Annotated in this window: 20 protein-coding genes and 1 pseudogene; 13 read left to right on the top strand and 8 right to left on the bottom strand. The window is 71.4% G+C overall.

The annotated features are described in order from the left end of the window. Positions 1-307: 307 nt before the first annotated feature. The 6 genes and pseudogenes from E6W39_RS14505 to E6W39_RS14480 all read left to right on the top strand — a co-directional run bounded on the left by E6W39_RS14505 (position 308) and on the right by E6W39_RS14480 (position 7,825). Positions 308-2,418, top strand: a pseudogene (locus E6W39_RS14505) (DNA gyrase/topoisomerase IV subunit B). Positions 2,419-2,571: 153 nt separating this feature from the next. Next, complete coding sequence (locus E6W39_RS14500; protein ID WP_141633903.1) at positions 2,572-3,057, top strand: CcdC protein domain-containing protein; 486 nt, start codon at positions 2,572-2,574, stop codon at positions 3,055-3,057. 29 nt (positions 3,058-3,086) lie between these two features. After that, positions 3,087-4,244, top strand: coding sequence for a histidine kinase (locus E6W39_RS14495; RefSeq protein ID WP_228718152.1), 1,158 nt, complete (start codon positions 3,087-3,089; stop codon positions 4,242-4,244). Between the two features lie 132 nt (positions 4,245-4,376). Next, on the top strand, positions 4,377-5,132 hold the full coding sequence (locus E6W39_RS14490; RefSeq protein WP_141637738.1) for a response regulator transcription factor: 756 nt from the start codon (positions 4,377-4,379) through the stop codon (positions 5,130-5,132). A gap of 387 nt (positions 5,133-5,519) precedes the next feature. Further along, positions 5,520-6,146 (top strand): DUF485 domain-containing protein, encoded by a 627-nt coding sequence (locus E6W39_RS14485; RefSeq protein ID WP_141633902.1) that lies wholly within the window; start codon positions 5,520-5,522, stop codon positions 6,144-6,146. Positions 6,147-6,277: 131 nt separating this feature from the next. Beyond that, positions 6,278-7,825 (top strand): solute symporter family protein, encoded by a 1,548-nt coding sequence (locus E6W39_RS14480; RefSeq protein WP_228718666.1) that lies wholly within the window; start codon positions 6,278-6,280, stop codon positions 7,823-7,825. Between the two features lie 88 nt (positions 7,826-7,913). Here E6W39_RS14480 and E6W39_RS14475 read toward each other — a convergent pair whose 3' ends face one another. The 4 genes from E6W39_RS14475 to E6W39_RS14465 all read right to left on the bottom strand — a co-directional run bounded on the left by E6W39_RS14475 (position 7,914) and on the right by E6W39_RS14465 (position 10,882). Beyond that, positions 7,914-8,993, bottom strand: coding sequence for an ABC transporter substrate-binding protein (locus tag E6W39_RS14475; RefSeq protein ID WP_141633900.1), 1,080 nt, complete (start codon positions 8,991-8,993; stop codon positions 7,914-7,916). Between the two features lie 71 nt (positions 8,994-9,064). Further along, on the bottom strand, positions 9,065-9,661 hold the full coding sequence (locus E6W39_RS14470; RefSeq protein WP_220140215.1) for an ABC transporter permease: 597 nt from the start codon (positions 9,659-9,661) through the stop codon (positions 9,065-9,067). After that, positions 9,544-9,948, bottom strand: a complete 405-nt coding sequence (locus tag E6W39_RS40420; RefSeq protein WP_220140214.1) for a hypothetical protein — start codon at positions 9,946-9,948, stop codon at positions 9,544-9,546. The genes E6W39_RS14470 and E6W39_RS40420 overlap by 118 nt, the downstream gene beginning before the upstream one ends. A gap of 73 nt (positions 9,949-10,021) precedes the next feature. Beyond that, complete coding sequence (locus E6W39_RS14465) at positions 10,022-10,882, bottom strand: ABC transporter ATP-binding protein (RefSeq protein ID WP_141633899.1); 861 nt, start codon at positions 10,880-10,882, stop codon at positions 10,022-10,024. 241 nt (positions 10,883-11,123) lie between these two features. Between E6W39_RS14465 and E6W39_RS14460 the strand changes: the two genes are divergently transcribed. Next, positions 11,124-12,848, top strand: a complete 1,725-nt coding sequence (locus E6W39_RS14460) for an ATP-binding protein (RefSeq protein WP_228718150.1) — start codon at positions 11,124-11,126, stop codon at positions 12,846-12,848. Then, positions 12,845-13,543 carry a response regulator gene (locus E6W39_RS14455; RefSeq protein WP_141633897.1) on the top strand — a complete coding sequence of 233 codons (699 nt, stop codon included), beginning with the start codon at positions 12,845-12,847 and terminating at the stop codon, positions 13,541-13,543. Before E6W39_RS14460 ends, E6W39_RS14455 begins: the two co-directional genes overlap by 4 nt. A 125-nt stretch (positions 13,544-13,668) precedes the next feature. Here E6W39_RS14455 and E6W39_RS14450 read toward each other — a convergent pair whose 3' ends face one another. The 3 genes from E6W39_RS14450 to E6W39_RS14440 form a co-directional block, all read right to left on the bottom strand. Continuing rightward, on the bottom strand, positions 13,669-14,775 hold the full coding sequence (locus E6W39_RS14450; protein ID WP_141633896.1) for a C40 family peptidase: 1,107 nt from the start codon (positions 14,773-14,775) through the stop codon (positions 13,669-13,671). A gap of 216 nt (positions 14,776-14,991) precedes the next feature. Beyond that, positions 14,992-15,894: a sucrase ferredoxin gene (locus E6W39_RS14445; RefSeq protein WP_141633895.1), complete on the bottom strand. Its 903-nt coding sequence runs from the start codon at positions 15,892-15,894 to the stop codon at positions 14,992-14,994. Between the two features lie 43 nt (positions 15,895-15,937). Next, positions 15,938-18,388: a DNA gyrase/topoisomerase IV subunit A gene (locus E6W39_RS14440; protein WP_141633894.1), complete on the bottom strand. Its 2,451-nt coding sequence runs from the start codon at positions 18,386-18,388 to the stop codon at positions 15,938-15,940. 235 nt (positions 18,389-18,623) lie between these two features. Between E6W39_RS14440 and E6W39_RS14435 the strand changes: the two genes are divergently transcribed. The 3 genes from E6W39_RS14435 to E6W39_RS14425 all read left to right on the top strand — a co-directional run bounded on the left by E6W39_RS14435 (position 18,624) and on the right by E6W39_RS14425 (position 22,838). Next, on the top strand, positions 18,624-19,946 hold the full coding sequence (locus tag E6W39_RS14435; protein ID WP_141633893.1) for a M16 family metallopeptidase: 1,323 nt from the start codon (positions 18,624-18,626) through the stop codon (positions 19,944-19,946). After that, positions 19,943-21,325: a M16 family metallopeptidase gene (locus E6W39_RS14430; protein WP_141633892.1), complete on the top strand. Its 1,383-nt coding sequence runs from the start codon at positions 19,943-19,945 to the stop codon at positions 21,323-21,325. The genes E6W39_RS14435 and E6W39_RS14430 overlap by 4 nt, the downstream gene beginning before the upstream one ends. A 319-nt stretch (positions 21,326-21,644) precedes the next feature. Next, positions 21,645-22,838 carry an RtcB family protein gene (locus E6W39_RS14425; protein WP_141633891.1) on the top strand — a complete coding sequence of 398 codons (1,194 nt, stop codon included), beginning with the start codon at positions 21,645-21,647 and terminating at the stop codon, positions 22,836-22,838. Between the two features lie 112 nt (positions 22,839-22,950). On the opposite strand, the gene E6W39_RS14420 is transcribed toward E6W39_RS14425, so the two are convergent. Next, the gene (locus E6W39_RS14420; protein WP_141633890.1) at positions 22,951-23,706 is read right to left on the bottom strand and encodes an SAM-dependent methyltransferase; all 756 of its coding nucleotides are present in this window, start codon (positions 23,704-23,706) and stop codon (positions 22,951-22,953) included. Between the two features lie 129 nt (positions 23,707-23,835). Here E6W39_RS14420 and E6W39_RS14415 point away from each other — a divergent pair, with 129 nt between their 5' ends. Then, complete coding sequence (locus E6W39_RS14415; protein ID WP_141633889.1) at positions 23,836-24,459, top strand: WXG100-like domain-containing protein; 624 nt, start codon at positions 23,836-23,838, stop codon at positions 24,457-24,459. Continuing rightward, the gene (locus E6W39_RS14410; RefSeq protein WP_141633888.1) at positions 24,456-25,448 is read left to right on the top strand and encodes a hypothetical protein; all 993 of its coding nucleotides are present in this window, start codon (positions 24,456-24,458) and stop codon (positions 25,446-25,448) included. Before E6W39_RS14415 ends, E6W39_RS14410 begins: the two co-directional genes overlap by 4 nt. Positions 25,449-25,453: the final 5 nt, after the last annotated feature.

Raw genomic sequence — 25,453 nt, 5'->3', positions numbered from 1 at the left:
GCGTAGCATAATCCCCTACTGGGTTGGAGCATAAGCCCCGTCCCGAGCACCCGGTAGCCTGCATCGTGGCAGCTCCAGCGCTCGCGACCGGTTCGACGATCCGCCAGGATCCGTCGGGCGCGGGCGAGATGGCGCTCTCCCGCACCGTGCCAGGTGCCGTTCGTGTTCGCGCAGCGCGTACAAGCCGCGGAGCCCGGTGCGGGCCACGCGACGGTCGGTCGGGGCGTGGTAACGAGGCGCCTGCGGGAACCTGCCACAGCAGCAGTCGGCCGGATCGAGTCAGAGTCTCTTGGAGGAGTGCACCGCCGTGAGTGCCGAAACGACCGTGTCGTCCGCCCTGCGGGCCGCGGAGGACGGATCCAACTACACCGCTCGGCACCTGCTCGTCCTTGAGGGGCTCGAGGCGGTTCGCAAGCGGCCCGGTATGTACATCGGATCGACTGACAGTCGCGGCCTGATGCACTGCCTCTGGGAGATCATCGACAATGCGGTGGACGAGGCCCTCGGCGGCTTCTGCGACCACATCGAGGTGCTGCTCCACGAGGACGGCTCGGTCGAGGTTCGGGACAACGGCCGCGGCATCCCGGTGGACGTGGAGCCCAAGACCGGTCTGTCCGGCGTCGAGGTCGTGATGACCAAGCTGCACGCCGGCGGCAAGTTCGGCGGCGGCTCCTACGCGGCCTCCGGCGGTCTGCACGGCGTCGGCGCCTCGGTGGTCAACGCGCTCAGCGCCCGGCTCGACGTCGAGGTGGACCGCGGCGGCCACACCCACGCGATCAGCTTCCGCCGCGGTACGCCCGGCATCTTCACCGAGCTGAGCCCGGACGCCCCGTTCGAGGCGCGCAGCGGTCTGACCCGCAGCCGCAAGGTGCCCAAGACCCGCACCGGGACCAGGGTCCGCTACTGGGCCGACCGCCAGATCTTCCTCAAGGAGGCCCGGCTGTCCCTGGAGACGCTGCACAGCCGGGCCCGGCAGACCGCCTTCCTGGTGCCCGGCCTGACCATCGTGGTCCGTGACGAGCGCCTGACCGAGAGCGACAAGGTCGACGAGGCGGTCTTCCGCTTCGACGGCGGGATCGGCGAGTTCTGCGAGTTCCTGGCCCCGACAAGCCGGTCTGCGACGTGCTGCGGCTGCGTGGCGAGGGGACCTTCAAGGAGACCGTCCCGGTCCTGGACGAGCTGGGCCACATGACCCCCACCGAGGTCACCCGGGAGCTCGGCGTGGACATCGCGCTGCGCTGGGGCACGGGCTACGAGACCACGCTGCGCTCGTTCGTCAACATCATCGCCACCCCCAAGGGCGGCACCCACGTCACCGGGTTCGAGCGCTCGCTCGCGAAGACCGTCAACGAGGCGCTGCGCGCCACCAAGCTGCTGCGGGTGGCCGAGGACGACATCACCAAGGACGACGCCACCGAGGGCCTGACCGCGGTGGTCACGGTGCGCCTGGCCGAGCCGCAGTTCGAGGGGCAGACCAAGGAGGTGCTCGGCACCTCGGCCGCCAACCGGATCGTCGCCGCGGTGGTCGCCAAGGAGCTGAAGGCCTTCCTCGGCTCGACCAAGAAGGACGAGAAGGCGCAGGCCAGGACGATCCTGGAGAAGGTCGTGGCGGCCGCCAGGACCCGGGTGGCGGCCCGCCAGCACAAGGAGGCGCAGCGCCGCAAGACCGCGCTGGAGACCTCCTCGCTGCCCGCCAAGCTGGCCGACTGCCGCAGCGACGACGTGGAGCGCAGTGAGCTCTTCATCGTCGAGGGCGACTCCGCGCTGGGCACCGCCAAGTTGGCCCGCAACTCGGAGTTCCAGGCGCTGCTGCCGATCCGCGGCAAGATCCTCAACGTCCAGAAGGCCTCCATCTCGGACATGTTGAAGAACACCGAGTGCGCCGCGATCATCCAGGTCATAGGGGCCGGTTCGGGACGGACCTTCGACATCGACCAGGCCCGCTACGGCCGCGTGATCTTCATGGCCGACGCCGATGTCGACGGATCGCACATCCGCTGCCTGCTGCTGACGCTCTTCCAGCGGTACATGCGCCCGATGGTCGAGCAGGGCCGGGTGTTCGCCGCCGTGCCGCCGCTGCACCGGATCGAGCTCAGCAACCCCAAGCGCGGCCAGGAGAAGTACCACTACACCTACTCCGACGCCGAACTGCGCCGCACCCTCCTGGAGTTCCAGGCCAAGGGGCTGCGCTGGAAGGAGCCGGTGCAGCGCTACAAGGGCCTCGGCGAGATGGACGCCGACCAGCTGGCCGAGACCACCATGGACCCGCGCCACCGGATCCTGCGCCGGATCAACCTGGGCGATCTGGAGGCCGCGGAGCAGGTCTTCGACCTGCTGATGGGCAACGAGGTGGCGCCGCGCAAGGAGTTCATCGTGGACTCGGCGGCGACGCTGGACCGTTCGCGGATCGACGCCTGAGCCGAGGCGTCCACCCGCCGCGAGGGGCTCTCCACCCACGGGTGGAGAGCCCCTCGCGCGTGGAATCAACCCTGGCTCCGATCAGTTCGCGGCCCCGGATCCGTAACTTCGTAACCGTCAGTGAGAATCCCATTGAGGGGACGGAGCGGTCCGATGCTGGGCTTCGCAAACATCATCATCATTATCGGCGTCATGGCCCTGATCGTGAGCCGGCAGTTCCGGGCCCAGAAGCTGGATGACGGCCGACGGTTCTGGCTGCTGCCGCTGATCCTCGGAGCCATCGCGCTGAGTGACCACAAGCTGATCGACTCGGCGCACCGCACGGAGTCGGTGGCCCTGCTGGCCGGCAGCATCGTCGTCATGCTGGCGATGGGCTCGGTCTGGGGCTGGACGGTGCGCCTGTGGCGGGAGAGCGACGGCAGCATCTGGATGAAGGGCACCGGGGCGACGCTGGCGGCCTGGATCGGGCTGATCGCGGTGCGGCTCGGGGTCTACGCGCTCGGGTCGGTGCTACACGTCCACCAGGCCTCCAGCGGGCTGCTGCTGACCCTCGGCGTGCTGCTGCTCACCCGTGGTGCGGTGCTGAAGTGGCGGGCCCGGCTGGTGGACGACCCGCGCACGCTGCACCCGGTAGCGTGAACCACGGCACCGTCGTGGAAGGACCGCCCGTGCAGGTGGAGAGCTTTACCCGCTGGCCCTCGCGGGAGCTGCGCCGCGGGGACCGCTCCCGCCCCGGGCTGATGCTCTCCTGGGCCGGTCGCCTGGCGATGCTCGTGGCGGTCACCGCCAGCACCGTGGCCAGCGACCGGTTCACCGGCCTGCGGGCGGTGGTCTCCGGGGTGGGCCTGCTGGCGACCGTCCTGCTGTTCTGGCTGTTCATCCGGCTCACCAGCAGGCGCCGGCTCAGCTGGGCGCTGGTGGTGGCGGCCCAGCTGCTGGTGGTGGCGGGGGCCGTCCACCAGGCGGGAGCCACCACGCTGGCGGACTTCACCTGGTGCGCCCTGGCGGTCATCAGCCTGGTGCGGATGCCACTGGTCGCGGCCGTGCCGATCAGCGCTGGGGCGCTGATCGGCTTCTCGGTCACCAGCCGGAACGGCTACCTGGCGCTGCTCGCCACGGTGGCCGGCCTGATCCTGGTGGGCTGGCTGATCCGCCTGGACAGCGAGGCCCAGGCCACCGCCAAGCGGCTGCAGCAGCAGGAGCACGCGGCCCGGGCGGCCGAGGCGGAGAGCGCCGCGCTGGACGAGCGGGCCCGGATCGCCCGTGAGATCCACGACGTGCTCGCCCACAGCCTCTCCGCCCAGTTGGTCCACCTGGAGGCGGCCCGGCTGATGCTGGACGGCGGGGCGGACCGCGAGCAGATCAGGGAACGCGTGGTCGCCGCCCGTCGGATGGCGCAGGAGGGGCTCAAGGAGACCAAGCAGGCCCTCTCGGCGCTGCGCGGCGAGTTCACCGCGGTCGGGGAGTTCCTGGTCGAGCTGGCCGACCAGGAGCGGGCCGAGCTGACCGTCACCGGGACCCCCCGCCCGCTGGCCGCGGAGACCGGTCTGGCGGTGCGGCGGACGGCCCAGGAAGCCCTGACCAACATCCGCAAGCACGCTCCGGCCGCCCAGCGCACCATCCGGCTGAGCTACCTTCCCGAGGAGGTGGAGCTGGAGATCCGCAACACGGCGAGCCCGGCATCCGAGGTCTCGACCGAGTTGGCCGGCAGCGGCAGCGGGTACGGTCTGCTGGGGATGCGCGAACGTGCCGAACTGCTGGGCGGCAGCCTGCGGGCCGGCCCCGGGGCGGACGGCTGGTCGGTACTGCTGAGGCTGCCCGCATGAGCGGTTGATCGGTTGAAGGGAACGGGGCGGAGCTATGACCGAGCAGGGCGGGGGCGTGACCCGGGCACGGCAGGGCCGGCGACCAGGGTGGTGGTTGCGGACGACCAGACCGTGGTGCGCGAGGGCATCGTGATGCTGCTCGGACTGCTGCCGGGGATCGAGGTGGTAGGCGCCGCCGCGGACGGTGAGGAAGCGGTGCGCCTGGTCGCCGAACTCGCTCCGGACGTCGTGCTGATGGACCTTCGGATGCCGCGCTGCGACGGTGTGGCCGCGACCCGCCGGATCCGTGCCGAGCACCCGGGCACCGATGTCGTGGTGCTGACCACCTACGCCGACGACGACTCGCTCTTCCCCGCGCTCCAGGCGGGCGCCCGCGGCTACCTGACCAAGGACGCCGGAGCCGAGGAGATCGCCCGGGCGATCGCGGACGTCCGGGCTGGTGCGGCCGGCCTCTCCCCGCAGGTCCAACTGCGGCTGCTGGAGCGGTTCTCCGCACCGCCCGGCACCGCTGCGCCGAGCGGCTCGGCCGGACCCGCGCCCGACCCGGCGCACCCGGCCCCCGGGCGGGGGACGCCGCACCCCGCCGCCGGGCCTTCGACGCCTCCGAGCAGCGGGTCGGCCGCGCCCGCCGGTGCTGCGGCTCCGGCGGGTCCGGCGTTCCAACAGGGCGCGCTCCCGGACGGGCTGACGGTCCGTGAGGCAGAGGTCCTGGCCTTGATCGCCGACGGTCTGTCGAATGCGGAGATCGCCGCCGCGCTATTCGTCAGTCCGGCCACGGTAAAAACGCATATCAACAACCTATTTGCCAAGACTGCCGTGCGAGATCGGGCACAGGCGGTCAGTTATGCATTCCGCCACGGCATTTCTCGGAGTTCGTGGGCGGACTAGGCTCACTACATCGAGTGAATAGCCTGCCTGAATGCCGGTTTTTGCTTTCTGGCACGACATCATGGTTCCGTCAGGGCGCCGTCGGTACGCCGAATGGATCTTCGGGGCGGGTCGTCCGGAGTGCCCGGTGCCGATACCTACGCCCACCGCTCGGTGGCGCATCCCGGGCCAGGAGCAGCATTGGCACAGCACGAAGTCACCGGATCGGCCGGTCGTCCGCCCCGGCAGGGGCAAGAGTTCGACTGGTGGTCGGGCTCCGGCGCGATCGGTTCCGAAGAAACCGATCAACGGTCCTCCGGCTTCCCCGGGGAGCCCGTTAACGAGCCCATTCATGAGCCCATTGATGAGCTCATGCACAAGTTCATGCGCGAGCCCATTCGAGAGCTCATGCACGACTCCCTTCACGAGTCCCTTCATGAGTCCGCTCACGAGCTCAGGCACGAGTCCCTTCATGAGTCCGGTTCGCCGGCCACCCGTCCGGACTCGCCGCTGACCGCCCAGACCACCGGCCGCCCGACCGGAGGTAGATCGCAGCGGACCGGTTCGACGGTCTTCGCCGAGCCGGACGAATCCGCCCGGTCGGTGCTGTCCACCGAGTCCGCCGAGTCCACCGGGACCACCTCGGCGATCCCGGCCCAGCGCCCGAGCGGGGTGCCGGGTTCGCCGGGCAGCCTCTCGGAGGATCGGGAACAGGACCCGGTGGCCGCCGAGGTCTACCGGGAGGTCCAGCAGAGCCAGGCGTTCCAGGAGATCCGGCGCAGCCACCGCCGCTTCGTCTTCCCCGCCACCGCGGCCTTCGTCTGCTGGTACCTGTTCTACGTCACCGTCCTGGCGGCGGCCCCCGGTCTGATGCGCACTCAGTTGGCCGGCCCGTTCAGCGTGGCCTGGCTGCTGGGGCTCCTGCAGTTCGCCTCCACCTTCGTGATCACCTGGCTCTACGCCCGCAATGCCCGCACCAAGCGTGACCGAGCCGCTCTCGGTCTGCGCTGGGACACTCAGGACCAGCTTCGATGAACCAACTTCCTCAGTTCAGCGGCTCCGGTACCCCGCTTGCCACCGTGCTGCCGCCCTTCCCGCACACCCAGCCCTCGGTCGACGGGTCGCACCACAACCTGGCCGTCGTGCTCTTCGCGCTGGTGGTCGTGATGACCCTGGCGATCACCCTCTGGGTGGGCCGACGCGGCCAGGCGGCGGAGGACTTCTACACCGGCGGTCGCGACTTCGGCCCGTTCCAGAACGGCATCGCGCTCTCCGGGGACTACCTGTCCGCCGCCTCCTTCCTCGGCGTCACCGGGCTGATCGCCCTCTACGGCTACGACGGCATGCTCTACAGCATCGGCTTCCTGGTCGCCTGGCTGGTGGTGCTGATGTGGGTGGCCGAGCTGGTGCGCAACACCGGCCGCTACACCCTGGCCGACGTGCTGGCCACCCGGATGCGCCAGCGTCCGGTGCGGGCCGCCGCCGGCACCGCCAGCGTGGTGGTCACCCTGCTCTACCTGATCGCCCAGATGGTCGGCGCCGGCAGCCTGGTCGCCCTGCTGCTCGGCACCACCGGCGCGGCCGCCAAGACCTGGACCATCGTCGCGGTCGGCGGTCTGATGATCATCTACGTCACGGTCGGCGGCATGCGGGCCACCACCTGGATCCAGATCGTCAAGGCGCTGATGCTGATGACCGGCGCGGTGCTGCTCACCGCCTGGGTGCTGGTCCGGTTCCACTTCAACCTGGCCGACCTGATGCAGACCGCCGCCCACGGCAGCCCGGCCGGGGACCGCTACCTGGAGCCCGGCCTGCTGTACGGCGAGTCGACCACCAGCCGGCTGGACTTCGTCAGCCTCGGCATGGCCTTGGTGCTGGGCACCGCCGGCCTGCCGCACATCCTGTCCCGCTTCTACACCGTGCCCACCGCCCGGGCCGCCCGGCGCTCCGTGATCTGGGCGATCGGCATGGTGGGCTGCTTCTACCTGATGACCGTCGTGCTGGGCCTGGGAGCCACCGCGCTGGTCGGCGCGAGGGCCGTCAAGACCGCCAACCCGGCGGGCAACACGGCCGTTCCGCTGCTCGCGCTCAACCTGGGCGGCGGTGAGGGCAGCACCGGCGGCACCCTGTTCTTCGCCGTCACCTCGGCCATCGCCTTCGCCACCATCCTCGCGGTGGTGGCCGGTCTGACCCTGGCCTCCTCGGTCTCGTTCGCCCATGACCTCTACGCCCAGGCCTTCCGCAGTCGGAACAAGCTGCCGGTGACGGAGCGTCAAGAAGTGGTGATGGCGCGCATCGCGGCCGTGCTGATCGGGGGCCTGGCGATCGTGCTGAGCCTCTACGCGCAGCGGCTCAACGTGGCCTTCCTGGTCTCGCTGGCCTTCGCGGTGGCCGCCTCGGCGAACCTGCCGACCCTGGTCTACAACCTGTTCTGGCGCCGGTTCACCACCCGCGGTGCCTGCTGGGCGACCTACGGCGGCCTGGTGCCGGCGCTGGTGCTGGTGTTCTTCTCGCCGGTGGTCTCCGGCGCCAGGACCGCGATGTTCCCCGGGGTGGACTTCCATTGGTTCCCACTGGAGAACCCGGGCCTGGTCTCGATCCCGCTGGGCTTCCTGCTCGGCTGGATCGGCACCGTCAGCGGCGAGGAGAAGGCGGACCCGGACAAGTTCGCGGAGCTGGAGGTCCGTTCGCTCACCGGAGCCGGCGCGGTCTGACCGCGGGCCGACCGGTGTGACCGCGGACCCCGGGCGCGGTGGGGCGCGTCCGGGGTCCACGGCGTTCAGTGCGACTCCGTGCCGGCGGTCAGCCGTTGGAGTCGGCCGGGGTCGTGGTGGTGGTGAACCCCTCGGTCTTGTTGGCCGCGATCGCGAACTCATTGGTGAAGGTGGTGCCCAGGTTGACCTGGTCGGTCTTCACCCCGACCAGCTTCTCGGTCGCCAGCACCGTCTTCGGACCGCTGGCCGGCATCAGCCCGTCCGGCAGGAACTGGCCCTTGTCCTGGGTCAGCGCGCTGATGTAGTCGTCCTTGGTGACGGTCCCGTTGGAGACGAAGCTCGACGGCAGGGCGCCCGCGATGTCGGCGGCCGAGTGCGTGTCGATCCAGTGCATGGTGGCGACCAGGGCGTTGACCACCCGCTGCGCGGCGTCCTTGTGCGAGTTGACCCAGTCGGTCTTGGCCAGCACGCCGGCCGACGGCCAGGTGCCGCCCATCGCCTGCTTGGCACCGTCGGTGGTGGCCAGGTCGATCGCCGAGTAGCCGAGGTTCTTCTTCTGGATGGCCGTCACGGTCGGCTGGGTCGTCATCACGCAGGCGGCCTTGCCGTTCTGCAGTGCCGCGACCGCGGTGGACCCGGCGCCGACCCCGATCCGGCTGTACTGGTCGGTCTTCAGATTGCTCTGCCCGGCCAGGAACTGGGTGAGGGTGTCGGTGCCCGAGCCGAGGTCGGTGACGCCCACCGTCTTGCCCGCGAAGTCGGCCGCCGAGTGGACCCCGCTCTTGGTGGTGCACATCTCACGTTCGCCGGGCGCACCCGAGAGGTTGACGATGTCCTCCACCGCCTTCCCCTTCACCTGGAAGTCGATGGTGTGCACGTACCAGGCACCGGCCATGTCGACCTGGCCGGAGGCCATCGCGTCCTCCGCGCCGACCCCGCCGTCGGTCTCGGTGCTGAGCACCACCTTCACGCCGTACTTCTGGTAGAAGCCGAGCTGCTGGGCGAGTTGGTACGGCAGGTAGATCTGCTTGTCGATGCCGCCGACCATCAGCTTGACGGTCGGCTCGCCGCCGGCGGAACCGCCGGAGCTGGAGCAGGCGGTGAGGCCGAGGCCGGCGGCGAGTGCCAGGGCGCCGGCCAGGGAGCGGGTGAGGGTCCGCGTGAGCATGGCTGCCACGTTCCTTTCGAAGCACTGCGGGGGTGGGGGAGGGGGAGCGCCGCGGGGGTGGGCGGCCGCGGTCAGATGGCCGGGCTCTCCGAGGAAGCCGGCGGACGCCAGGAGAGCAGCCGCCGCTCCAGTCGGGTGATCAGCCACTCGGCGGTCAGCGCGATCACCGCGATCACCGCCATGGTGGCGAACACCCCGTTGGGGTCGAAGTTGTTCTGCGCCGTCTTGATCACCAGGCCGAGCCCGCTCTGGGCCCCGAGCACCTCGCCGACCAGCGCGCCGACGATGGCGAACCCGAAGGCGGTGTGCAGGCTGGCGATGATCCAGGTGAGCGCCGACGGCACCACCACATGGCGGACGATCTGCAGCGGAGAGGCGCCCAGCACCCGGGCGTTGGCCAGGATGTTCCGGTCCACCTCGCGCACGCCCTGGAAGGCGTTGAAGAAGACCACGAAGAACACCAGCACCGCCGCCAGCAGCACCTTGGGCGTCTCGCCGATCCCGAAGGCGACCACGAAGATCGAGCCGAGCACGATGCGCGGAATCGCGTTCACGATCTTGATGTACGGGCCGAACACCTCGGCCAGGAACCGGTTCTGCCCCAGTGCCACCCCGAACACCACCCCGGCCACCGCGCCCAGCGCGAAGCCGAGCACCGCCTCCCGCAAGGTGGTCGCGATCTGGGCCAGAACGAGCCGAACTCGGTGGCCTGGTCGCCCTGGCTGAAGAAGTCGCCGAGCCGACTGGCGATCCCGCTCGGCTGCCCGAAGAAGAACGGGTCCAACCAGCCGATCGTGGTGACCAGTTGCCAACCGCCGATGGCCAGCACGGCCACCCCGAGCCGGGCCGCCAGCACCAGCAGCTTGCGCCGCCGCACCAGCCGCACTCCGGGCGCGGTGGCGCGCTTGCCGGTCGGCTGCTCGGTGACCGGCGCCGCGTCGGACACGGTGCTCATGCGCCCACCTCGCAGAGCTCGGCGGAGGCATTCGCCCACGCGCACCTTCTGATGATGATCTCGCTGCGCTCGCTCATGAGGTCTCTCCCGTCGTGCGTGCATAGGCGCGCTCGACCTCTTCGCGCAGCGACGCCCAGATCTGGTGGTGGAGTTCGAGGAACCGCGGCTGGAACCGGATGTCCTGCACCGAGCCGCGCGGCCGGGGCAGGTCGATGTCGTAGACCGCCTTCACCGAACCCGGACCCGAGGTCATCACCACCACCCGGTCGGCCAGCGCGACGGCCTCCTCCAGGTCATGGGTGATGAAGACGACCGACGGGCGCAACTGCTCCCACAGGCCGATCAGTTCGTTCGACATGATCGCCTTGGTCTGCACGTCCAGCGCCCCGAAGGGCTCGTCCATCAGCAGGATCTTCGGCTCGTTGATCAGTGCCGCGGCCATCGCCACCCGCTTGCGCATGCCGCCGGAGAGCTGGTGCGGGTGGTGGTCCTCGAACCCGGCCAGGCCCACCCGGCGCAGCCAGTCCCGCGCCGAGGCCAGCGCCTGCTTCTTCGCCGCGCCCCGGAACATCGGGCCCATCGCGACATTGCCGAGCACCGTCTTCCAGGGCAGCAGCGCGTCCGCCTGGAACATGAAGCTGATGCCCTCGGTGATGCCGTCGACCTCCCGGCCGCCGACCCGCACCGTGCCCTCGCTGGGCCGGTCCAGCCCGGAGACCAGGCTCAGCGTGGTGGACTTTCCGCAGCCGGTGGGTCCGACCACCGCGCAGAACTGGCCGGGTTCGACCTCGAAGGTCACATCCCGGATCGCCGTGAACGCCTCGCCGCTCGGGGTCAGAAAGCGCTTGGTGACGCCCGAGAGCTCGATCCGGGCGTCCGCGCGGTCGGTCCGGCCGGTGGCCGGGCTCGCCGCGGTGCCGCTTCGCACAGCCATCGACACCGTCTCCTCTCCCATCGTGTTTCGGGGGTGTTTCGTGGGGTGAGCAGACGGTAGGACCGGCCCCCGTGTGGCCGGGAGTCTTGCGAGCGTTCTGCGACTTCCCCGCGTTCCGCCGACTTCTGCTCGTTCTGCGCACGGCCCAGGGGGTGGGCAAAGCCGGGCGGAGCAGGCACACTTCCGGGACGCGGCAGCGATGGGGGACCAGCGGGTACCGAGGAAAACGGAGGTGGGCCGGATGGTCCGACGCGGGCAGGGCCGGAAGCTGTCGGCCCGGATCCTGGTCAGCCAGCTGATCATCCTCGCCATCACCAGCGCCATCGGCTTCGTGCTGCTCGCCTACGCCCAGCGCGGCGAGCTCGACCGCGAGTACGAGCGGCGGGCACTGGCCATCGCCCAGGTCACCGCGCAGGATCCGGCGATCCGCGCGGCCATGGCGAACGGCGACGCCGCCGGCACGGTGCAGGCCGCCGCCGACCGGATCAAGGACTCCGCCAAGGCCAGCTACGTGGTGGTGATCGACCTCGACGGGATCCGGCACTCCCACCCGCACCCGGAGCTGATCGGCCGGAAGGTCTCCGAGCCCCTCGCGGTGCTGGACGGACAGCCCACCATCGGCCTGGACAACGGAGACACCGGCCGCTCCGCCAACGCCAAGGCCCCGCTGCTCGGCCCGACCGGAGCGGTGATCGGCGAGGTCTCGGTCGGCATCCCGGAGAAGGACGTGCTCGGCCAGCTGCGCCATGAGCTGTCCACCTTCGCGCTGTTCGCCGCGACCGCCCTCGCGGTCGGCGCCATCGCCTCCTACGTGCTGGCCCGCCGACTCAAGCGCTCCACCTTCGGCCTGGAACTGGAGGAGATCGCCGGCCTGCTGCAGGACCGCGAGGCGATGCTGCACGGCATCAAGGAGGGCGTGCTCGCCTTCGACCCGGCCGGCAGGGTCACCGTGGTCAACGGCGAGGCCCGCCGGCTGCTCGGCCTTGGCACCGCGCTCGGCTCCCGGCTGGACCAGTTGCTCCCGGACGGCCGGCTGCGCCGGGCCCTGGACGGCACGCTGACCGGCACCGACCTGACGGTGCTGACCGACAGCCACTGCCTGGCCGTCAACCGGATGCCGGTGATCCTGCACGGCCGTGAACTGGGCGCGGTGGTGACCGTCCGGGACCGCACCGAACTCGTCGGCCTGCTCCGCGAGTTGGACTCGGTGCGCGGGCTGACCGACGCACTCCGGGCGCAGCAGCACGAGTTCGCCAACCGCCTGCACACCCTGGCCGGCCTGCTGGAGCTCGGCGAGCACGAGGCCGCACTGGAGTACGCGACGGAGCTGGGCCGGGCCGGTGAGCCGATGGCCGAGGAGGTCCGCGACCGGATCGCCAACCCGCTGCTGGTGGGACTGATCGTGGCCAAGGCCACGGTCGCCGCCGAGCGCGGGGTGCGGATCGTGCTGGACCAGGCCTCCCGGCTCGGCGAGCAGCCCGGCCATCTGCGCCGGCTGCTCACCGTGGTCGGCAACCTGCTGGACAACGCCGTGGAGGCGGCGCAGGGGCAGGGCGGCGGAGAGGTCCGGCTGAGCCTGCTGGAGAGCGAGCGGGAGATCCTGCTGCGGGTCGCCGACACCGGCCCGGGCATCCCGCCGGGCGCCGCCGAGAAGATCTTCGAGGACGGTTGGTCGACCAGCCCGGATCGCGGCACCGCCCGGCGCGGCCTGGGGCTGGCCATGGTGCACCGGCTGGTGCAGCGGCACGGCGGCTCGATCACCGTGAGCGAGGGGCCGGGGGCCGTCTTCACCGTGCGGTTCCCGCTGCCCGACCTCGACCCGGCGCCGCTGGGCGCGGTCTTCACGGTGGCGCCGGTGCTGCCGCGGACCGGCGACCTGCCGGAACCCCGCGACCTGTCCGAGCCCCGCGACCTGTCCGAACCCCGCGACTCGTCCGCATCGCGTGAACTGGAGGCCGTCCGGTGATCAGAACCCTGGTGGTGGACGACGACTTCCGGGTCAGCGCCATCCATGCCGCCTATGTCGCCCGGGTGCCCGGCTTCGAGGTGGTAGGCCAGCGCGCCGGCGTCGCCGCGGCCGTCGACGCGGTCGCCGAGCTTACCCCCGACCTGCTGCTGCTCGACGTCTACCTGCCGGACGGCAGCGGCCTGGAGGTGCTGCGCACGCTGACCGCGGCCGGCACCGGCGGCCGCCCGGACGCCCTGGTGATCACCGCCGCCCGGGACACCGCCTCGGTGCGGGCCGCCATGCAGCTGGGCGCCACCGGCTACCTCGTCAAGCCGTTCGGCTTCGCCGCGCTGGCCGAACGGCTGGACGGCTACCGGGAATTGCGCGAGCGGATGGCGGCGCTGGACGACGAGGGCGGCGAGCACGGCCAGGCCGAGGTGGACGCGCTGTTCAGCGCGGTGCGGCCGGCCACACTGCCGGCCGTGCCCGCCAAGGGCCACTCGGCGCCGACGCTCTCCGTGGTGCTGGCCGCGGTGCGCGGCGAGCCGGGCGACCTGTCGGCCAGCCAGGTGGCCGAGCGCACCGGCGTCTCCCGGGCCACCGCCCAGCGCTACCTCTCGTACCTGGTGCGCGAGGGCCTGGTCCGGCTGGAGCTGCGGTACGGCAGCACGGGCCGGCCGGAGCACCGGTACCGGGTGGCGGCCCGGCGCTGAACCGGCCCGAGGCGGGGCCCGGTGGCCGCGTTCGGCGCCGGGCCCCGCGCTGCGCTGCGCGGTACAGCTCAAGGAGCGTCCCGTTCAAGGAGCGTCCCGCTCATGGACGGTCCCGCCGATGAGCGTCAGGGGCGGCCCATCTGGGACGGCCAGTAGGCGCGGATGAGCTTGTGGATCCGCACGTTGGCGCCGGCCCTGGGGGCCTCCACATAGGTGCCGTCACCCAGGTAGATGGCGCCGTGGTGGATCCCGCGGGCGTTGCCGTTGGACGACCAGAAGAGCAGGTCGCCGCGGCGCAGCTGGCTCGCGCTGATCGGCGTGGTCGCTGCGTACTGGTCGTTGGCCACCCGCGGCAGCGAGATGCCCGCCTGGCGGAAGGACCGCTGGATCAGACCGGAGCAGTCGTAGGCATTGGGGCCGGTGGCGCCCAGCACGAACGGCTTGCCGATCTGGGCGAGGGCGAACTTCACGGCCGCCTCGACCGAACCGTGGGAGGCGTTGGCGGTGGCGGAGTGCGCACCGGCGGAGCCCTTGCTCGGCGACATGGAGCGGCGGTGCTCCGGGGTCGAACCGGTCCGGTTCAGGTAGATGTCGCGGTGGCTGGTGTAGCGCCACTCGCCGGCGGCGTTGTGGAACCAGTAGACCGAGCCGTCCCAGCCCTGGTGGATCTCCCCGCCGCCGCCGCCGTTGTCGTCGCCGCTCGCGGTGGAGTCGGTGGCGCTGCCGTCGTCGGCGCTCTGCAGGTCGCTGTTCTGGACGTTGCTGGTCTGGTCGTCGCTGCCCTGCGTGTCGCTGCCCTGGTCATCGGCGTTCTGGTCGTCGCTGCCCTGCGTGTCGCTGCCCTGGTCATCGGCGTTCTGGTCGTCAGCGGCCTGGACGTCGCTGCCCTGGTCGTCGCCGGCCTGCTCGTCGTCACTCCGGTCGTCGGCAACCTGAACGGAATCCGAGTCGTCGTCCGCCGTCATGTCGTCCGTCGTCGTGTCGTCCGCTGTCGCCGTGACGTCGGTCGACGACGAGTCGTCGGCGCTGACCAGGCCTGGCCGGGCGGCCGAGGCGACGGCGGCGGGCACGGCCTGCGCCAGGTCGGCACCCAGCACGATCGAGCCGGCGCCGGCCACCAGCGCGGCGGTCAGGCCTAATCGACGGCACAGCCGACCGCCACGGCCGGCATGTGCGGCGTCCTGGACCGCCGGGTCGACGGGGATCGCGGGGCACTCCTGTTTCGGCTTCATCTTCCGGTCGCATCCTTCCGTGCGCCCGGCCGGTCGGCCGGGACGGCGGCCGGCCCGTGACCGGGGCCGCTACCGCGCAGCACCGCGGCTTCCGGTCGGGTGCGGAGGCCGCGGGAGTGGGGTGGTCCCACGGCCGCCACGCTAGGCAGCCGTGCGCCACCGCGCTCCGGTGAAGTGCGCCGTTGGAGCGATGACGCTCAGTGAGGAGACGGTGAGTCAGAGGACGGTCAGCGACCGCACGTCCATCCGCGCCGGGGTGCCCGGGGCCTTGCCGCAGCTCTCCGGACGGGGCGGTTCGCTGCGCCCCTGGACCACCTCGACCGACCAGGCCCGGCCGTCCTGATGCGTCACGAGGACCCGCCAACCCCCGCCGCCCAGTGGTTCCTGACGGATCGTCAGAGCATCGGCCGCGTGCTCGCCGGTCAGCTCGCGCACCGCGTGCTCGGCGGCCTGGCCCGGCCGGCCCCAGCAGGAGCGCCCACGGGAGTACTGCGGCAGGGTCTGCCCGGCGGCGGTGGCGGCCAGCACCTCCTTGGCGCTGGTGTCGGTCAGCCGGCCGTAGGCGTAGCCGTAGGGGAGCACCAGCATGGTGGGGGAGAAGCGGTGTCCGCCCAGATGGGTGACTTCCCACACCTCGGAGTGCCCGGCGGCGGCCAGCTCGGCGGCCAGCGGCCGGCCGAGCAGCGCGCAGCAGCGGTCCCGCCGGCCGTTGGTGCACACCAGGGCCAGCGGGCCGCCGTGGTGCGCGTCGCCGAACCCGCCGTGCTCACCGGCCCCGAGCGCGCCGAAGTCCAGCTCCAGCAGCTCCGCCGGCGACGCCACCTCGGCCCGCCGGACCCAGCCCCGGCCGGGCACCGTGTGCGCCACGATCACCTGGTGGCCGGTCGCCGGCCGATCGTCGGCGTGCCGCCCCGGGCGGCGGATCAGCGCGATCCGCACCCCGCTGCCGGCTGCGGCGGCGTCCAACGCCCGGCCCAGCTCGGAATCGAGGTGGCTCTCGGTCAGCGCCTTGGCCCCCCACGGGCCGGACTGCTCGATCAGCAGCCAGGTGGGGGCGGTGGCCGCGGTGGCCGCAAGCGGCTCGGCCAGCTCGTTCGACAGATTCGTACAAGTGATCATTGGGGTCACCCTACCGCTGGGCGGCAGGGTGACCCATGGGTTTTCAGGCCGGTCCGGCGACGGCGGCGATCGCCTTGGCCACCGGGGTGCCCGACCCGTCCCGGCGCGGATCGCGCTCCGGCAGGGCGACCGGCGCCCCGTTGGCCGCCGCCGCCCGAGCCGGCGCCGCGCCCGCCCAGGCGAACGCCAACGAGTCCTCGCCGCGCAGGAAGCGCTGGCAGCGCACCCCGCCGGTGGCCCGGCCCTTGCGCGGGTAGAGATCGAAGGGGGTCAGCTTCCAGCTGGACTGCGCCTCGCCGGTCAGCGTCCCGGAGGCGCCGGCCACCGAGATGACCACCGCGTCGGCAGCCGGGTCCACCGCGGTGAACGAGAGCACCCGGGCCCCCTCCGCCAGCTTGATCCCGGCCATCCCACCGGCCGGTCGGCCCTGCGGCCGCACCTGCGAGGCGGGGTAGCGCAGCAGTTGGGCGTCCGTGGTGATGAAGACCAAGTCCTCCTCGCCGGTGCGCAGTTCCACCGCGCCGACCAGCTCGTCGCCGTCCTTGAGCGCGATCACCTCGAACTCGTCCTTGTTGGCGGGCCACTCCGGCACCACCCGCTTGACCACACCCTGCACCGTGCCCAGCGCCAGGCCCGGCGAGGACTCGTCCAGCGTGGTCAGCGCGATCAGCCGCTCGTCCGCACCCAACTTGAGGAACTCGCTGAGCTGCGCTCCGCCGGCCAGCGACAGCTGGGCCTGCGGCGGCAGCGCCGGCAGGTCGATCACCGGCAGCCGCAGCACCCGCCCGGCCGAGGTCACCGCGCCGACGTCGCCCCGGGCGGTGGCCGCCACCGCGGAGACGATCACATCGTGCTTGGACCTGGTCTCGCCCTGGGTGGTCGGCTCGCCGTCCGCGGTGCGGGCCAGCAGGCCGGTGGAGGAGAGCAGCACCCGGCACGGGTCGTCCGCCACCTCCAGCGGCACCGCCAGCGAGGCCGACGGCAGCGCCCCGGCCTCCAGCAGCACGGTGCGCCGCTCGGTGCCGAACTGCTTGGCCACCGCGGCCAGTTCACTGGAGACCACGCTGCGCAGCTTGGTGTCCGAGTCCAGGATCTCGGTCAGCTCGGCGATCTCGGAGATCAGCTTGGCCTGCTCGGCCTCCAGCTCCACCCGGTCGAACCGGGTCAGCCGGCGCAGCGGGGTGTCCAGGATGTAGGCGGTCTGGATCTCCGACAGCGAGAAGCGCTCCATCAGGCGCTCCTTGGCCTGCTGCGCGTTGTCGCTGCTGCGGATCAGCGCGATGACCTCGTCGATGTCCAGCAGTGCGACCAGCAGGCCCTCGACCAGGTGCAGCCGCTCCTGCCGCTTGCGGCGGCGGAAGTCGCTGCGCCGCCGGACCACCTCGAAGCGGTGGTCGACGTAGACCTCGAGCAGCTCCTTGAGGCCCATGGTCAGCGGCTGGCCGTCGACCAGCGCCACGTTGTTGATGCCGAAGGTCTCCTCCAGCGGGGTCAGCTTGTACAGCTGCTCCAGCAGGGCCTCCGGCACGAAGCCGTTCTTGACCTCGATCACCAGCCGCAGGCCGTGCTCGCGGTCCGTCAGGTCCTTGACGTCCGCGATGCCCTGCAGCTTCTTGGCGTTGACCAGGTCCTTGATCTTGCCGATCACCTTCTCCGGGCCGACCGTGAACGGCAGCTCGGTGACCACGATGCCCTTGCGGCGCGCCGTCACGCTCTCGATCGAGGTGGTGGCGCGGATCTTGAAGGTGCCGCGGCCGGACTCATAGGCGTCGCGGATCCCGGACAGGCCCACGATCCGGCCGCCGGTGGGCAGGTCGGGACCGGGGACGAACCGCATCAGGGTGTCCAGGTCGGCGTTCGGATGCTTGATCAGGTGCCGGGCGGCGGCCACCACCTCGGAGAGGTTGTGCGGCGGCATGTTGGTCGCCATGCCGACCGCGATGCCGGTGGTGCCGTTCACCAGCAGGTTGGGGAAGGCGGCCGGCAGCACCACCGGCTCCTGCTCGGCGCCGTCGTAGTTGGGCGCGAAGTCGACCGTCTCCTCGTGGATCGACTCCACCAGGGCCATCGACGCCGCGGTCAGCCGCGACTCGGTGTACCGCATCGCGGCCGGCGGGTCGTCGTTGCCCAGCGAGCCGAAGTTCCCGTGACCGTCGATCAGCGGCACCCGCATCGAGAACGGCTGCGCCATCCGCACGATCGAGTCGTAGATGGAGGCGTCCCCGTGCGGGTGAAGCCGGCCCATCACCTCGCCGACCACGCGGGCGCACTTGACGTGCGCCCGCTCCGGGCGCAGGCCCATCTCATTGGCCTGGTAGAGGATCCGGCGGTGCACCGGCTTGAGGCCGTCCCGCGCGTCCGGAAGGGCCCGCGAGTAGATCACCGAGTAGGCGTACTCCAGGTAGGAAGCTTGCATCTCGTCCACGACGTCGACGTCGAGGATCCGCTCCTCGAAGTCTCCGGCGGGCGGGGTCGGCGAACTGCGGCGGGCCATCGCGGCGGGGCTCCCTTGCGTCTGTCAGCGGCTTCTGCTTCACATGTCGTCACCGGGGTACGGCGCCCCCCATTGTGGACCCTCGCGCGGACAGTCCCCGCCAGCACGTTGCGCCCCTGGCGAACGCCCGGCGCGCGCGGGCACATCCCGGCACCGTACGCGTTGCACCACAATGGGGGACTGCAGACCCCGACGTTCCCCCCGACCCCCGAACCGATGGGAAGGACCCGAGCGCATGGCCAACCCGGCCCCCGCCTCCACCGGAGGCATCGCCATCACGGAACACCGCCTGGCCAACGGCCTGCGCGTGGTGCTCTCCGAGGACCACCTGACGCCGGTTGCCGCGGTCTGCCTGTGGTACGACGTGGGCTCCCGCCACGAGGTGAAGGGTCGCACCGGGCTGGCGCACCTCTTCGAGCACCTGATGTTCCAAGGCTCCGCCAACGTCTCCAACAACGGCCACTTCGAGCTGGTTCAGGGCGCCGGCGGGTCGCTCAACGGCACCACCAGCTTCGAGCGCACCAACTACTTCGAGACCATGCCGACCCATCAGCTGGAGCTGGCGCTCTGGCTGGAGGCCGACCGGATGGGCTCGCTGCTGGCCGCGCTTGACGAGGCGTCGATGGAGAACCAGCGAGACGTCGTCAAGAACGAGCGCCGCCAGCGGTACGACAACGTGCCCTACGGCACCGCCTTCGAGAAGCTCACCGCGCTCTCGTACCCCGAGGACCACCCGTACCACCACACCCCGATCGGCTCGATGGCGGATCTGGACGCGGCCACGCTGGAGGACGCCCGCGCCTTCTTCAGCACCTACTACGCGCCGAACAACGCGGTGCTCTCGGTGGTCGGCGACATCGACCCGGAGCAGGCCATCGCCTGGGTGGAGAAGTACTTCGGCAGCATCCCGGCGCACGACGGCAAGCAGCCGCCGCGCGACGGCAGCCTGCCCGAGGTGGTCGGCCGCGAGGTCCGCGAGCTGGTCGAGGAGGATGTGCCCTCCCGCGCCCTGATGAGCGCCTACCGGCTGCCGCACGACGGCACCCGCGAGGCCGACGCCGCCGACCTGGCGCTGACCGTGCTCGGCTCCGGTGAGTCCAGCCGGATCTACAACCGCCTGGTCCGCCGCGACCGCACCGCGATCTCGGCCGGCTTCGGGCTGCTCCGGCTGGCCGGCGCCCCGTCGCTCGGCTGGCTGGACGTCAAGGCCGCCGGCGACGCCACCATCGCCCAGATCGAGCTCGCCGTGGACGAGGAGCTGGCCCGGTTCGCCGCCGAAGGCCCCAGCGCGGAGGAGCTGGAGCGGGCCCAGGCGCAGGTCGAGCGCGAGTGGCTGGACCGGCTCACCACGGTCGCCGGCCGGGCCGACGAACTCTGCCGGTTCGCCGTGCTGTTCGGCGACCCCAAGCTGGTCAACGGCGCCGTCGCCCGGGTGCTCGACGTCACCGCCGAGGAGGTCCGCGCGGTCGCCGCGGCCCGCCTGCGTCCCGACAACCGCGCGGTCCTGGTCTACGAGCCGGTCGCCGCCTCCACCGACGATGAGGAGGAGGCAGCATGAGCGCCGCCCCCACCATGACCTTCCACCCGCAGCCCAAGCCCGGCACCCCGACCCCGTGGGCGTTCCCGGCCCCGCAGCGGCTCACCCTGGCCAACGGCCTGACCGTGCTGCACTGCCACCGCCCCGGCCAGCAGCTGGTCGCCATCGAGGTGCTGATCGACGCCCCGCTGGCCGCCGAGCCCGCCGGGCTCGACGGGGTGGCCACCATCCTGGCCCGCGCCTTCAACGAGGGCACCGACACGCTCACCGCCGAGCAGTTCGCCGGCGAGCTGGAGCGGGCCGGCGCCACCATGGAGGCGCACGCCGACCACCCGTGCATCCGGGCGGTGCTGGAGGTGCCGGCCTCCCGCCTGGAACGCGGCCTCACCCTGTTCGCCGAGGCGCTGCGCTCGCCCGCGCTGCCCGCCGACGAGGTCGAGCGCCTGGTGGCCAACCGGCTCGACGAGATCGTCCATGAGCAGGCCAACCCGGCCCGGCGTGCCGCCAAGGCGCTCTACGCCGAGCTGTTCCCGGCCGACGACCGGCTCTCCCGGCCGCGCTCCGGCACCGCCGAGACGGTGCAGCTGATCGACCGGGCCGCGGTCAAGGCCTTCTACGACGCCCACGTCCGCCCGTCCACGGCGACCATGGTGATCGTCGGCGACCTCGCCGGCGTCGAGCTGCCCGAGCTGCTGGAGTCCACCCTGGGCCGCTGGACCGGCGACCAGGCAGCGCCCAGCACCGTCGCCTCGGTGGCCGCCGACGACCGCGGCCGGGTGATCATCGTCGACCGGCCCGGCTCGGTGCAGACCCAGCTGCTGATCGGCCGGGTCGGGCCGGACCGCCACCACCCCGCCTGGTCCGCCCAGATCCTCGGCACCTACTGCCTGGGCGGCACCCTCACCTCCCGCCTGGACCGGGTGCTGCGCGAGGAGAAGGGCTACACCTACGGCGTGCGGGCCTTCGCCCAGCCGCTGCGCTCCAACGCCGAGGGCACCGGCCAGGCCATGATGGCGATCAGCGGCTCGGTGGACACCGCCTCCACCGCCCCCGCGCTCGCCGACACCTGGGCCATCCTGCGCACCCTGGCCGCCGAGGGCCTCACCGACGCCGAGCGGGAGGAGGCCGTGCAGTTCCTGGTCGGCGTCGCGCCGCTGAAGTACGAGACGGCCGGCTCGGTCGCCGCCACCCTGGCCGACCAGGTCGAGCAGCAGCTCGCGGACGACTTCCAGGCGGAGGTCTACCGGCAGCTGGCCGAGCTGGACACCGCCGCCGCCACGGCCGCCGTGGTCGCCGCCTTCCCGCCGGACCGGCTGGTCACCGTGGTGGTCGGCGACGCCTCGGTGATCGCCGAGGACGTCAAGGCGCTGGGGATCGGCGAGGTCACGGTCGTCAGCTGACACGGCGTCAAGCGGCGTCAAGCAGTGCCAAGAGGCCCGGCGAGCACGGCTCGCCGGGCCTCTTCGGATATTTCGCTTGCGCCTGTGATCGGCCTCATGGGTTGATATCCCCGTCGCGGCGCGCGGCTGTTGTCGAGTTCAGGAGAGGAGGCGGTCACCATGCGGGTCGAGCCAGTGCGAAAGCGCTCCCCGAGGCCGTCGTATCCCTCCCGAACCACCGCCTGAGCGCACCGCTTTCCCGATCTTCCCCGAGCCACGCCGGAAGCTTCGCGTGGCAGTCCTACGCTTGAACCATCGACCTTTGGGGGTCAGTTCCACCATGTCGTACACCGAGGTACCCGGCGCGCGGGTCCCCATCCGGATGTGGGCCGACCCGGCCACCGTCGAGGGCGCGGCGATGCAGCAGCTGCGCAACATCTCCACCCTGCCCTGGCTGCACGGCCTGGCCGTGATGCCCGACGTCCACCTGGGCAAGGGCGCCACCGTCGGCTCCGTGATCGCCATGAAGGGCGCGGTCTGCCCGGCCGCGGTCGGGGTGGACATCGGCTGCGGCATGAGCGCGGTGAAGACCTCGCTCACCGCCCGCGACCTGCCGGACGACCTGAGCCGGCTGCGGTCCCGGATCGAGCGGCTGATCCCGGTCGGCCGCGGCCTGCACGACTCGCCGCTGGACCCGGCCAAGCTGCAGGGCTTCCCGGTGGCCCAGTGGCAGCGGATGTGGTCCGGTTTCGACTCGATCACCCCGGCGGTCAAGGACCGTCACGAGCGGGCGGCAAAGCAGATGGGAACGCTCGGAAGTGGCAATCACTTCATCGAGTTCTGCCTCGATGACGCCGGTTCGGTCTGGCTGATGCTGCACTCCGGCTCCCGCAACATCGGCAAGGAGCTGGCGGAGCACCACATGACGGTGGCGCGCGGCCTGTCGCACAACCAGGGCATCGTCGACCGCGACCTGGCGGTGTTCCTCGCGGACACCCCGGAGATGCAGGCCTACCGCAACGACCTGTTCTGGGCCCAGAACTACGCGAAGTACAACCGGGCCATGATGATGGCGCTCTTCCAGGACGCCGTCCGCGACGAGTTCCCGCGCGCCGACGTCGCCTTCGAGCAGGTCATCAGCTGCCACCACAACTACGTCGCCGAGGAGCGGTACGACGGCGTCGACGTGCTGGTCACCCGCAAGGGCGCGATCCGGGCCGGCTCCGGCGACCTGGGCATCATCCCGGGCTCGATGGGCACCGGTTCGTACATCGTCCGCGGTCTGGGCAACCCGGCCTCCTTCAACTCCGCGTCGCACGGCGCGGGTCGGAAGATGAGCCGGACCGCGGCGAAGAAGAAGTTCACCGTCCGCGATCTGCAGGAGCAGACCCGGGGCGTGGAGTGCCGCAAGGACTCCGGCGTGGTCGACGAGATCCCGGGCGCGTACAAGTCCATCGAGAAGGTGATGGACCAGCAGCGCGATCTGGTCGAGGTGGTGGCGCACCTCAAGCAGGTGGTCTGCGTGAAGGGCTGATCCCCGAGGGGTGCGGTGCGGTCGGCGGATACGGCGTGGGTTGGCGCCGTGTCCGCCGACGCGCATCCGGCGGGCCCGGGAGCAGATCGTCGGGTCGGGCCTCGGGAACTGGTCAGTCCTGGCGGCGCAGCAGCATGGTGACGAAGCCGAAGGTGTCGCGGTAGCCGTGCAGCCAGCCGTGGCGGTGCTCGTCGGCGAGGCGGGCGGCGTCGGCGGCGAGCGGGTCTGACGGGTTGTCGAGGGCCCACTCGGCGAGGGAGCCGGTCCAGGCCCACTCGTAGTCGTCGAGTTCGGCCTGGGTGCTCTGGTGGCCTGCGACCGGGACCCAGCCGTCGGCCATGACCTTGTCGACCAGGGTGGGGAGGTCGTCGAAGTCCTCGCGGGTGGCCTCGAATCCGTCCAGGGCGGCCTGGTCGGGCTCGCGCTGCCAGTAGCCCTCGCCGATCAGCACCCGGCCGCCCGGGGCGAGGTGGCGGCGGGCGGCGGTGAGGGTGGGGAGCAGGCCGTCGAAGGCGTGCGTGGAGCCGACGCAGAACACCAGGTCGTAGGGGTGCGCGGCGGTGAACTCGGCGGCCGGCTGGTGGTGCAGGCCGAGTCGGCGGTCCACGCCGAGCCGTTCGGCGCTCTGGCGGGCGGCGGTGAGGCCGCCGGCGTTGATGTCCACCCCGTCGGCGGTGACGTCGGGGTGCGCGGCCAGCGCGCGGAGCAGCCAGGCGCCCTCACCGCAGCCGAGATCCAGGATGCGCTCCTGGCCGGTCGTCACCGCGCGCCCCAGCAGGGCGGTGACCGAGTCGTCGCTCAGCGGTGCGCAGATCGGGTGGTGGGCGTGGGTGAATCGGGCCAGACGTGCGCGATCATTGGAATCCATCGCTCCACCATGGCACTTGAGGCCCGACCGGAGAACTGAATTTGCTGGTGGTGGCGTCCCCGGGGGTGGAACTGGCTGGCACCATGAGAGTTCGTCAGGTTGGCGCACGGGGGACGAAAGGAGGCCGGGTTGTCGATCGAACTGCCCGATGACTTGGTCTGGGTGATGAACCTGATCGGCCTCAACTGGCCGGAGATCGACGAGGACGAGTTGCGCGAGTGGGGCAACCACGTCCGCGACTACGCCAAGGGCGTCCAGGAGGCCCACGACGACACCCACTCGGCGGTCCAGAACCTCGGGGCGGTCTACCAGGGCGAGTCGTACGAGGCGATGGTGGCGCGCTGGGCGCTGGCCTCGAACGGCCACATGAAGGTGCTGATCGACCACTGCGGGCTGCTGGCCGACGCGTTGGACGTCGCGGCCGACGCGGTGGTGGCCGCCAAGGGGGCGGTGATCGCCGAACTCATCTCGATGACCGTGGAGTTCGCGGCCGAGCAGGCCGCGGCGATCGCCACCGCGGGCCTCGCGGAGGCGGCCAACGCGGCGATCATCGAGGGCGGCAAGCTGCTGGTCAACGGGATCCTGCAGCAGATCGAGCAGGAGATCATCGGCAACCTGGTCTCGACCGCGATCGAGCCCTTCCAGGCGGCGATCGCGCAGGCGGTCTCCGGGCTGGTCTTCCACGGCGTGCAGGCGGCGCTGGGTCCGGCGGCCACCGGCGGGGCGATTCTCGGTGAGGGGAACGCGGCATGAGCAAGGGATTCCAGGCGCACCCGGAGCATCTGGGGAACGCCGCGGAGCAGGTGCACGGGCATGCCGACCGGGTGGCCGGCCACGCGAGCAACCTCGACGAGGCCACCCGGGGGCGACTGCTGGGCAAGGGCAAGTACGGCCAGCTGGTGCAGAAGGCGGTCCGGCCGATCATGGACTCGATGATCGGTGACATGTCGAAGGCGATGGAGGGCGGCCACCGGTCGATCGCGCAGGGCCTGGAGGTCACCAAGAAGAACCTGGACGACGCGGAGGAGCGGATCCGCCGCAGCCTGCGCCGCCCGCCCGCGGGCGAGAAGGACCCGATCAGGATCAAGTCCGGGCAGACGGTGCTGGGCGATGACGGGATGCGCGACCAGTACCAGAAGCGGGTCGCCACCAGGATCGATGGCCTGGACAAGCAGGGGCACGGTGTCGGCCGCCATCTGAAGGCGAACGACGACCAGTTGAAGGACCGGCTCGGCACCCCGGTGATGGGCGGCCCCGCCAACAACCAGACGCCGATGTTCGATCCCAACGGCTATGTGATCTCCAAGGACAAGATCGATCCGCTGCACGGCCCGGACGCCAGGAAGAAGCTCTCCCCGCCGGACCTCTACATGGACGCCGACCAGAAGCCCGGCCAGCCGCCGCGCAGGCACAAGTGCGACAAGTACTCGACGGCCTTCAACGACCAGGAGGGCTTCATGTACGCCGACGAGTACGCCCGCGGCCGGATCCCGCAGACCCCGCCGCACGTCGTGGAGTTCTCGCCGCAGGACGCCTGGGGGCCGGGCGACCACACGGGCCGGTTCCGCGGCTACTACATCGATCCCAAGCAGCCGCTGGACGCGGCCGGCAATGTGCAGTACCGGCCGGTCGACTTCACGGACGCTACGATCAAGGCCATCTACCACCCGGACGGGAACGGCGGGTTCAAACTGCATACGATGTTCCCGGAACCGGTCGACCTGCACAATCCGTCCCGTTGAGTCGA

The sequence above is a fragment of the Kitasatospora acidiphila genome, assembly GCF_006636205.1.
GTDB lineage: Bacteria > Actinomycetota > Actinomycetes > Streptomycetales > Streptomycetaceae > Kitasatospora > Kitasatospora acidiphila.
Note: the sequence above shows the minus strand (reverse complement) of the source record. Positions and strands in the feature narration are given on the sequence as shown.

What these genes read in the sequence shown, in the direction of transcription:
- E6W39_RS14500 (WP_141633903.1), top strand. Translation starts at nt 2,572, where the DNA reads ATGCTGGGCTTCGCAAACATCATCATCATTATCGGCGTCATGGCCCTG.
- E6W39_RS14490 (WP_141637738.1), top strand. Translation starts at nt 4,377, where the DNA reads ATGCTGCTCGGACTGCTGCCGGGGATCGAGGTGGTAGGCGCCGCCGCG.
- E6W39_RS14485 (WP_141633902.1), top strand. Translation starts at nt 5,520, where the DNA reads ATGCACGACTCCCTTCACGAGTCCCTTCATGAGTCCGCTCACGAGCTC.
- E6W39_RS14480 (WP_228718666.1), top strand. Translation starts at nt 6,278, where the DNA reads ATGACCCTGGCGATCACCCTCTGGGTGGGCCGACGCGGCCAGGCGGCG.
- E6W39_RS14475 (WP_141633900.1), bottom strand. Translation starts at nt 8,993, where the DNA reads ATGCTCACGCGGACCCTCACCCGCTCCCTGGCCGGCGCCCTGGCACTC.
- E6W39_RS40420 (WP_220140214.1), bottom strand. Translation starts at nt 9,948, where the DNA reads ATGAGCACCGTGTCCGACGCGGCGCCGGTCACCGAGCAGCCGACCGGC.
- E6W39_RS14465 (WP_141633899.1), bottom strand. Translation starts at nt 10,882, where the DNA reads ATGGCTGTGCGAAGCGGCACCGCGGCGAGCCCGGCCACCGGCCGGACC.
- E6W39_RS14460 (WP_228718150.1), top strand. Translation starts at nt 11,124, where the DNA reads ATGGTCCGACGCGGGCAGGGCCGGAAGCTGTCGGCCCGGATCCTGGTC.
- E6W39_RS14450 (WP_141633896.1), bottom strand. Translation starts at nt 14,775, where the DNA reads ATGAAGCCGAAACAGGAGTGCCCCGCGATCCCCGTCGACCCGGCGGTC.
- E6W39_RS14445 (WP_141633895.1), bottom strand. Translation starts at nt 15,894, where the DNA reads ATGATCACTTGTACGAATCTGTCGAACGAGCTGGCCGAGCCGCTTGCG.
- E6W39_RS14440 (WP_141633894.1), bottom strand. Translation starts at nt 18,388, where the DNA reads ATGGCCCGCCGCAGTTCGCCGACCCCGCCCGCCGGAGACTTCGAGGAG.
- E6W39_RS14435 (WP_141633893.1), top strand. Translation starts at nt 18,624, where the DNA reads ATGGCCAACCCGGCCCCCGCCTCCACCGGAGGCATCGCCATCACGGAA.
- E6W39_RS14430 (WP_141633892.1), top strand. Translation starts at nt 19,943, where the DNA reads ATGAGCGCCGCCCCCACCATGACCTTCCACCCGCAGCCCAAGCCCGGC.
- E6W39_RS14425 (WP_141633891.1), top strand. Translation starts at nt 21,645, where the DNA reads ATGTCGTACACCGAGGTACCCGGCGCGCGGGTCCCCATCCGGATGTGG.
- E6W39_RS14420 (WP_141633890.1), bottom strand. Translation starts at nt 23,706, where the DNA reads ATGGATTCCAATGATCGCGCACGTCTGGCCCGATTCACCCACGCCCAC.
- E6W39_RS14410 (WP_141633888.1), top strand. Translation starts at nt 24,456, where the DNA reads ATGAGCAAGGGATTCCAGGCGCACCCGGAGCATCTGGGGAACGCCGCG.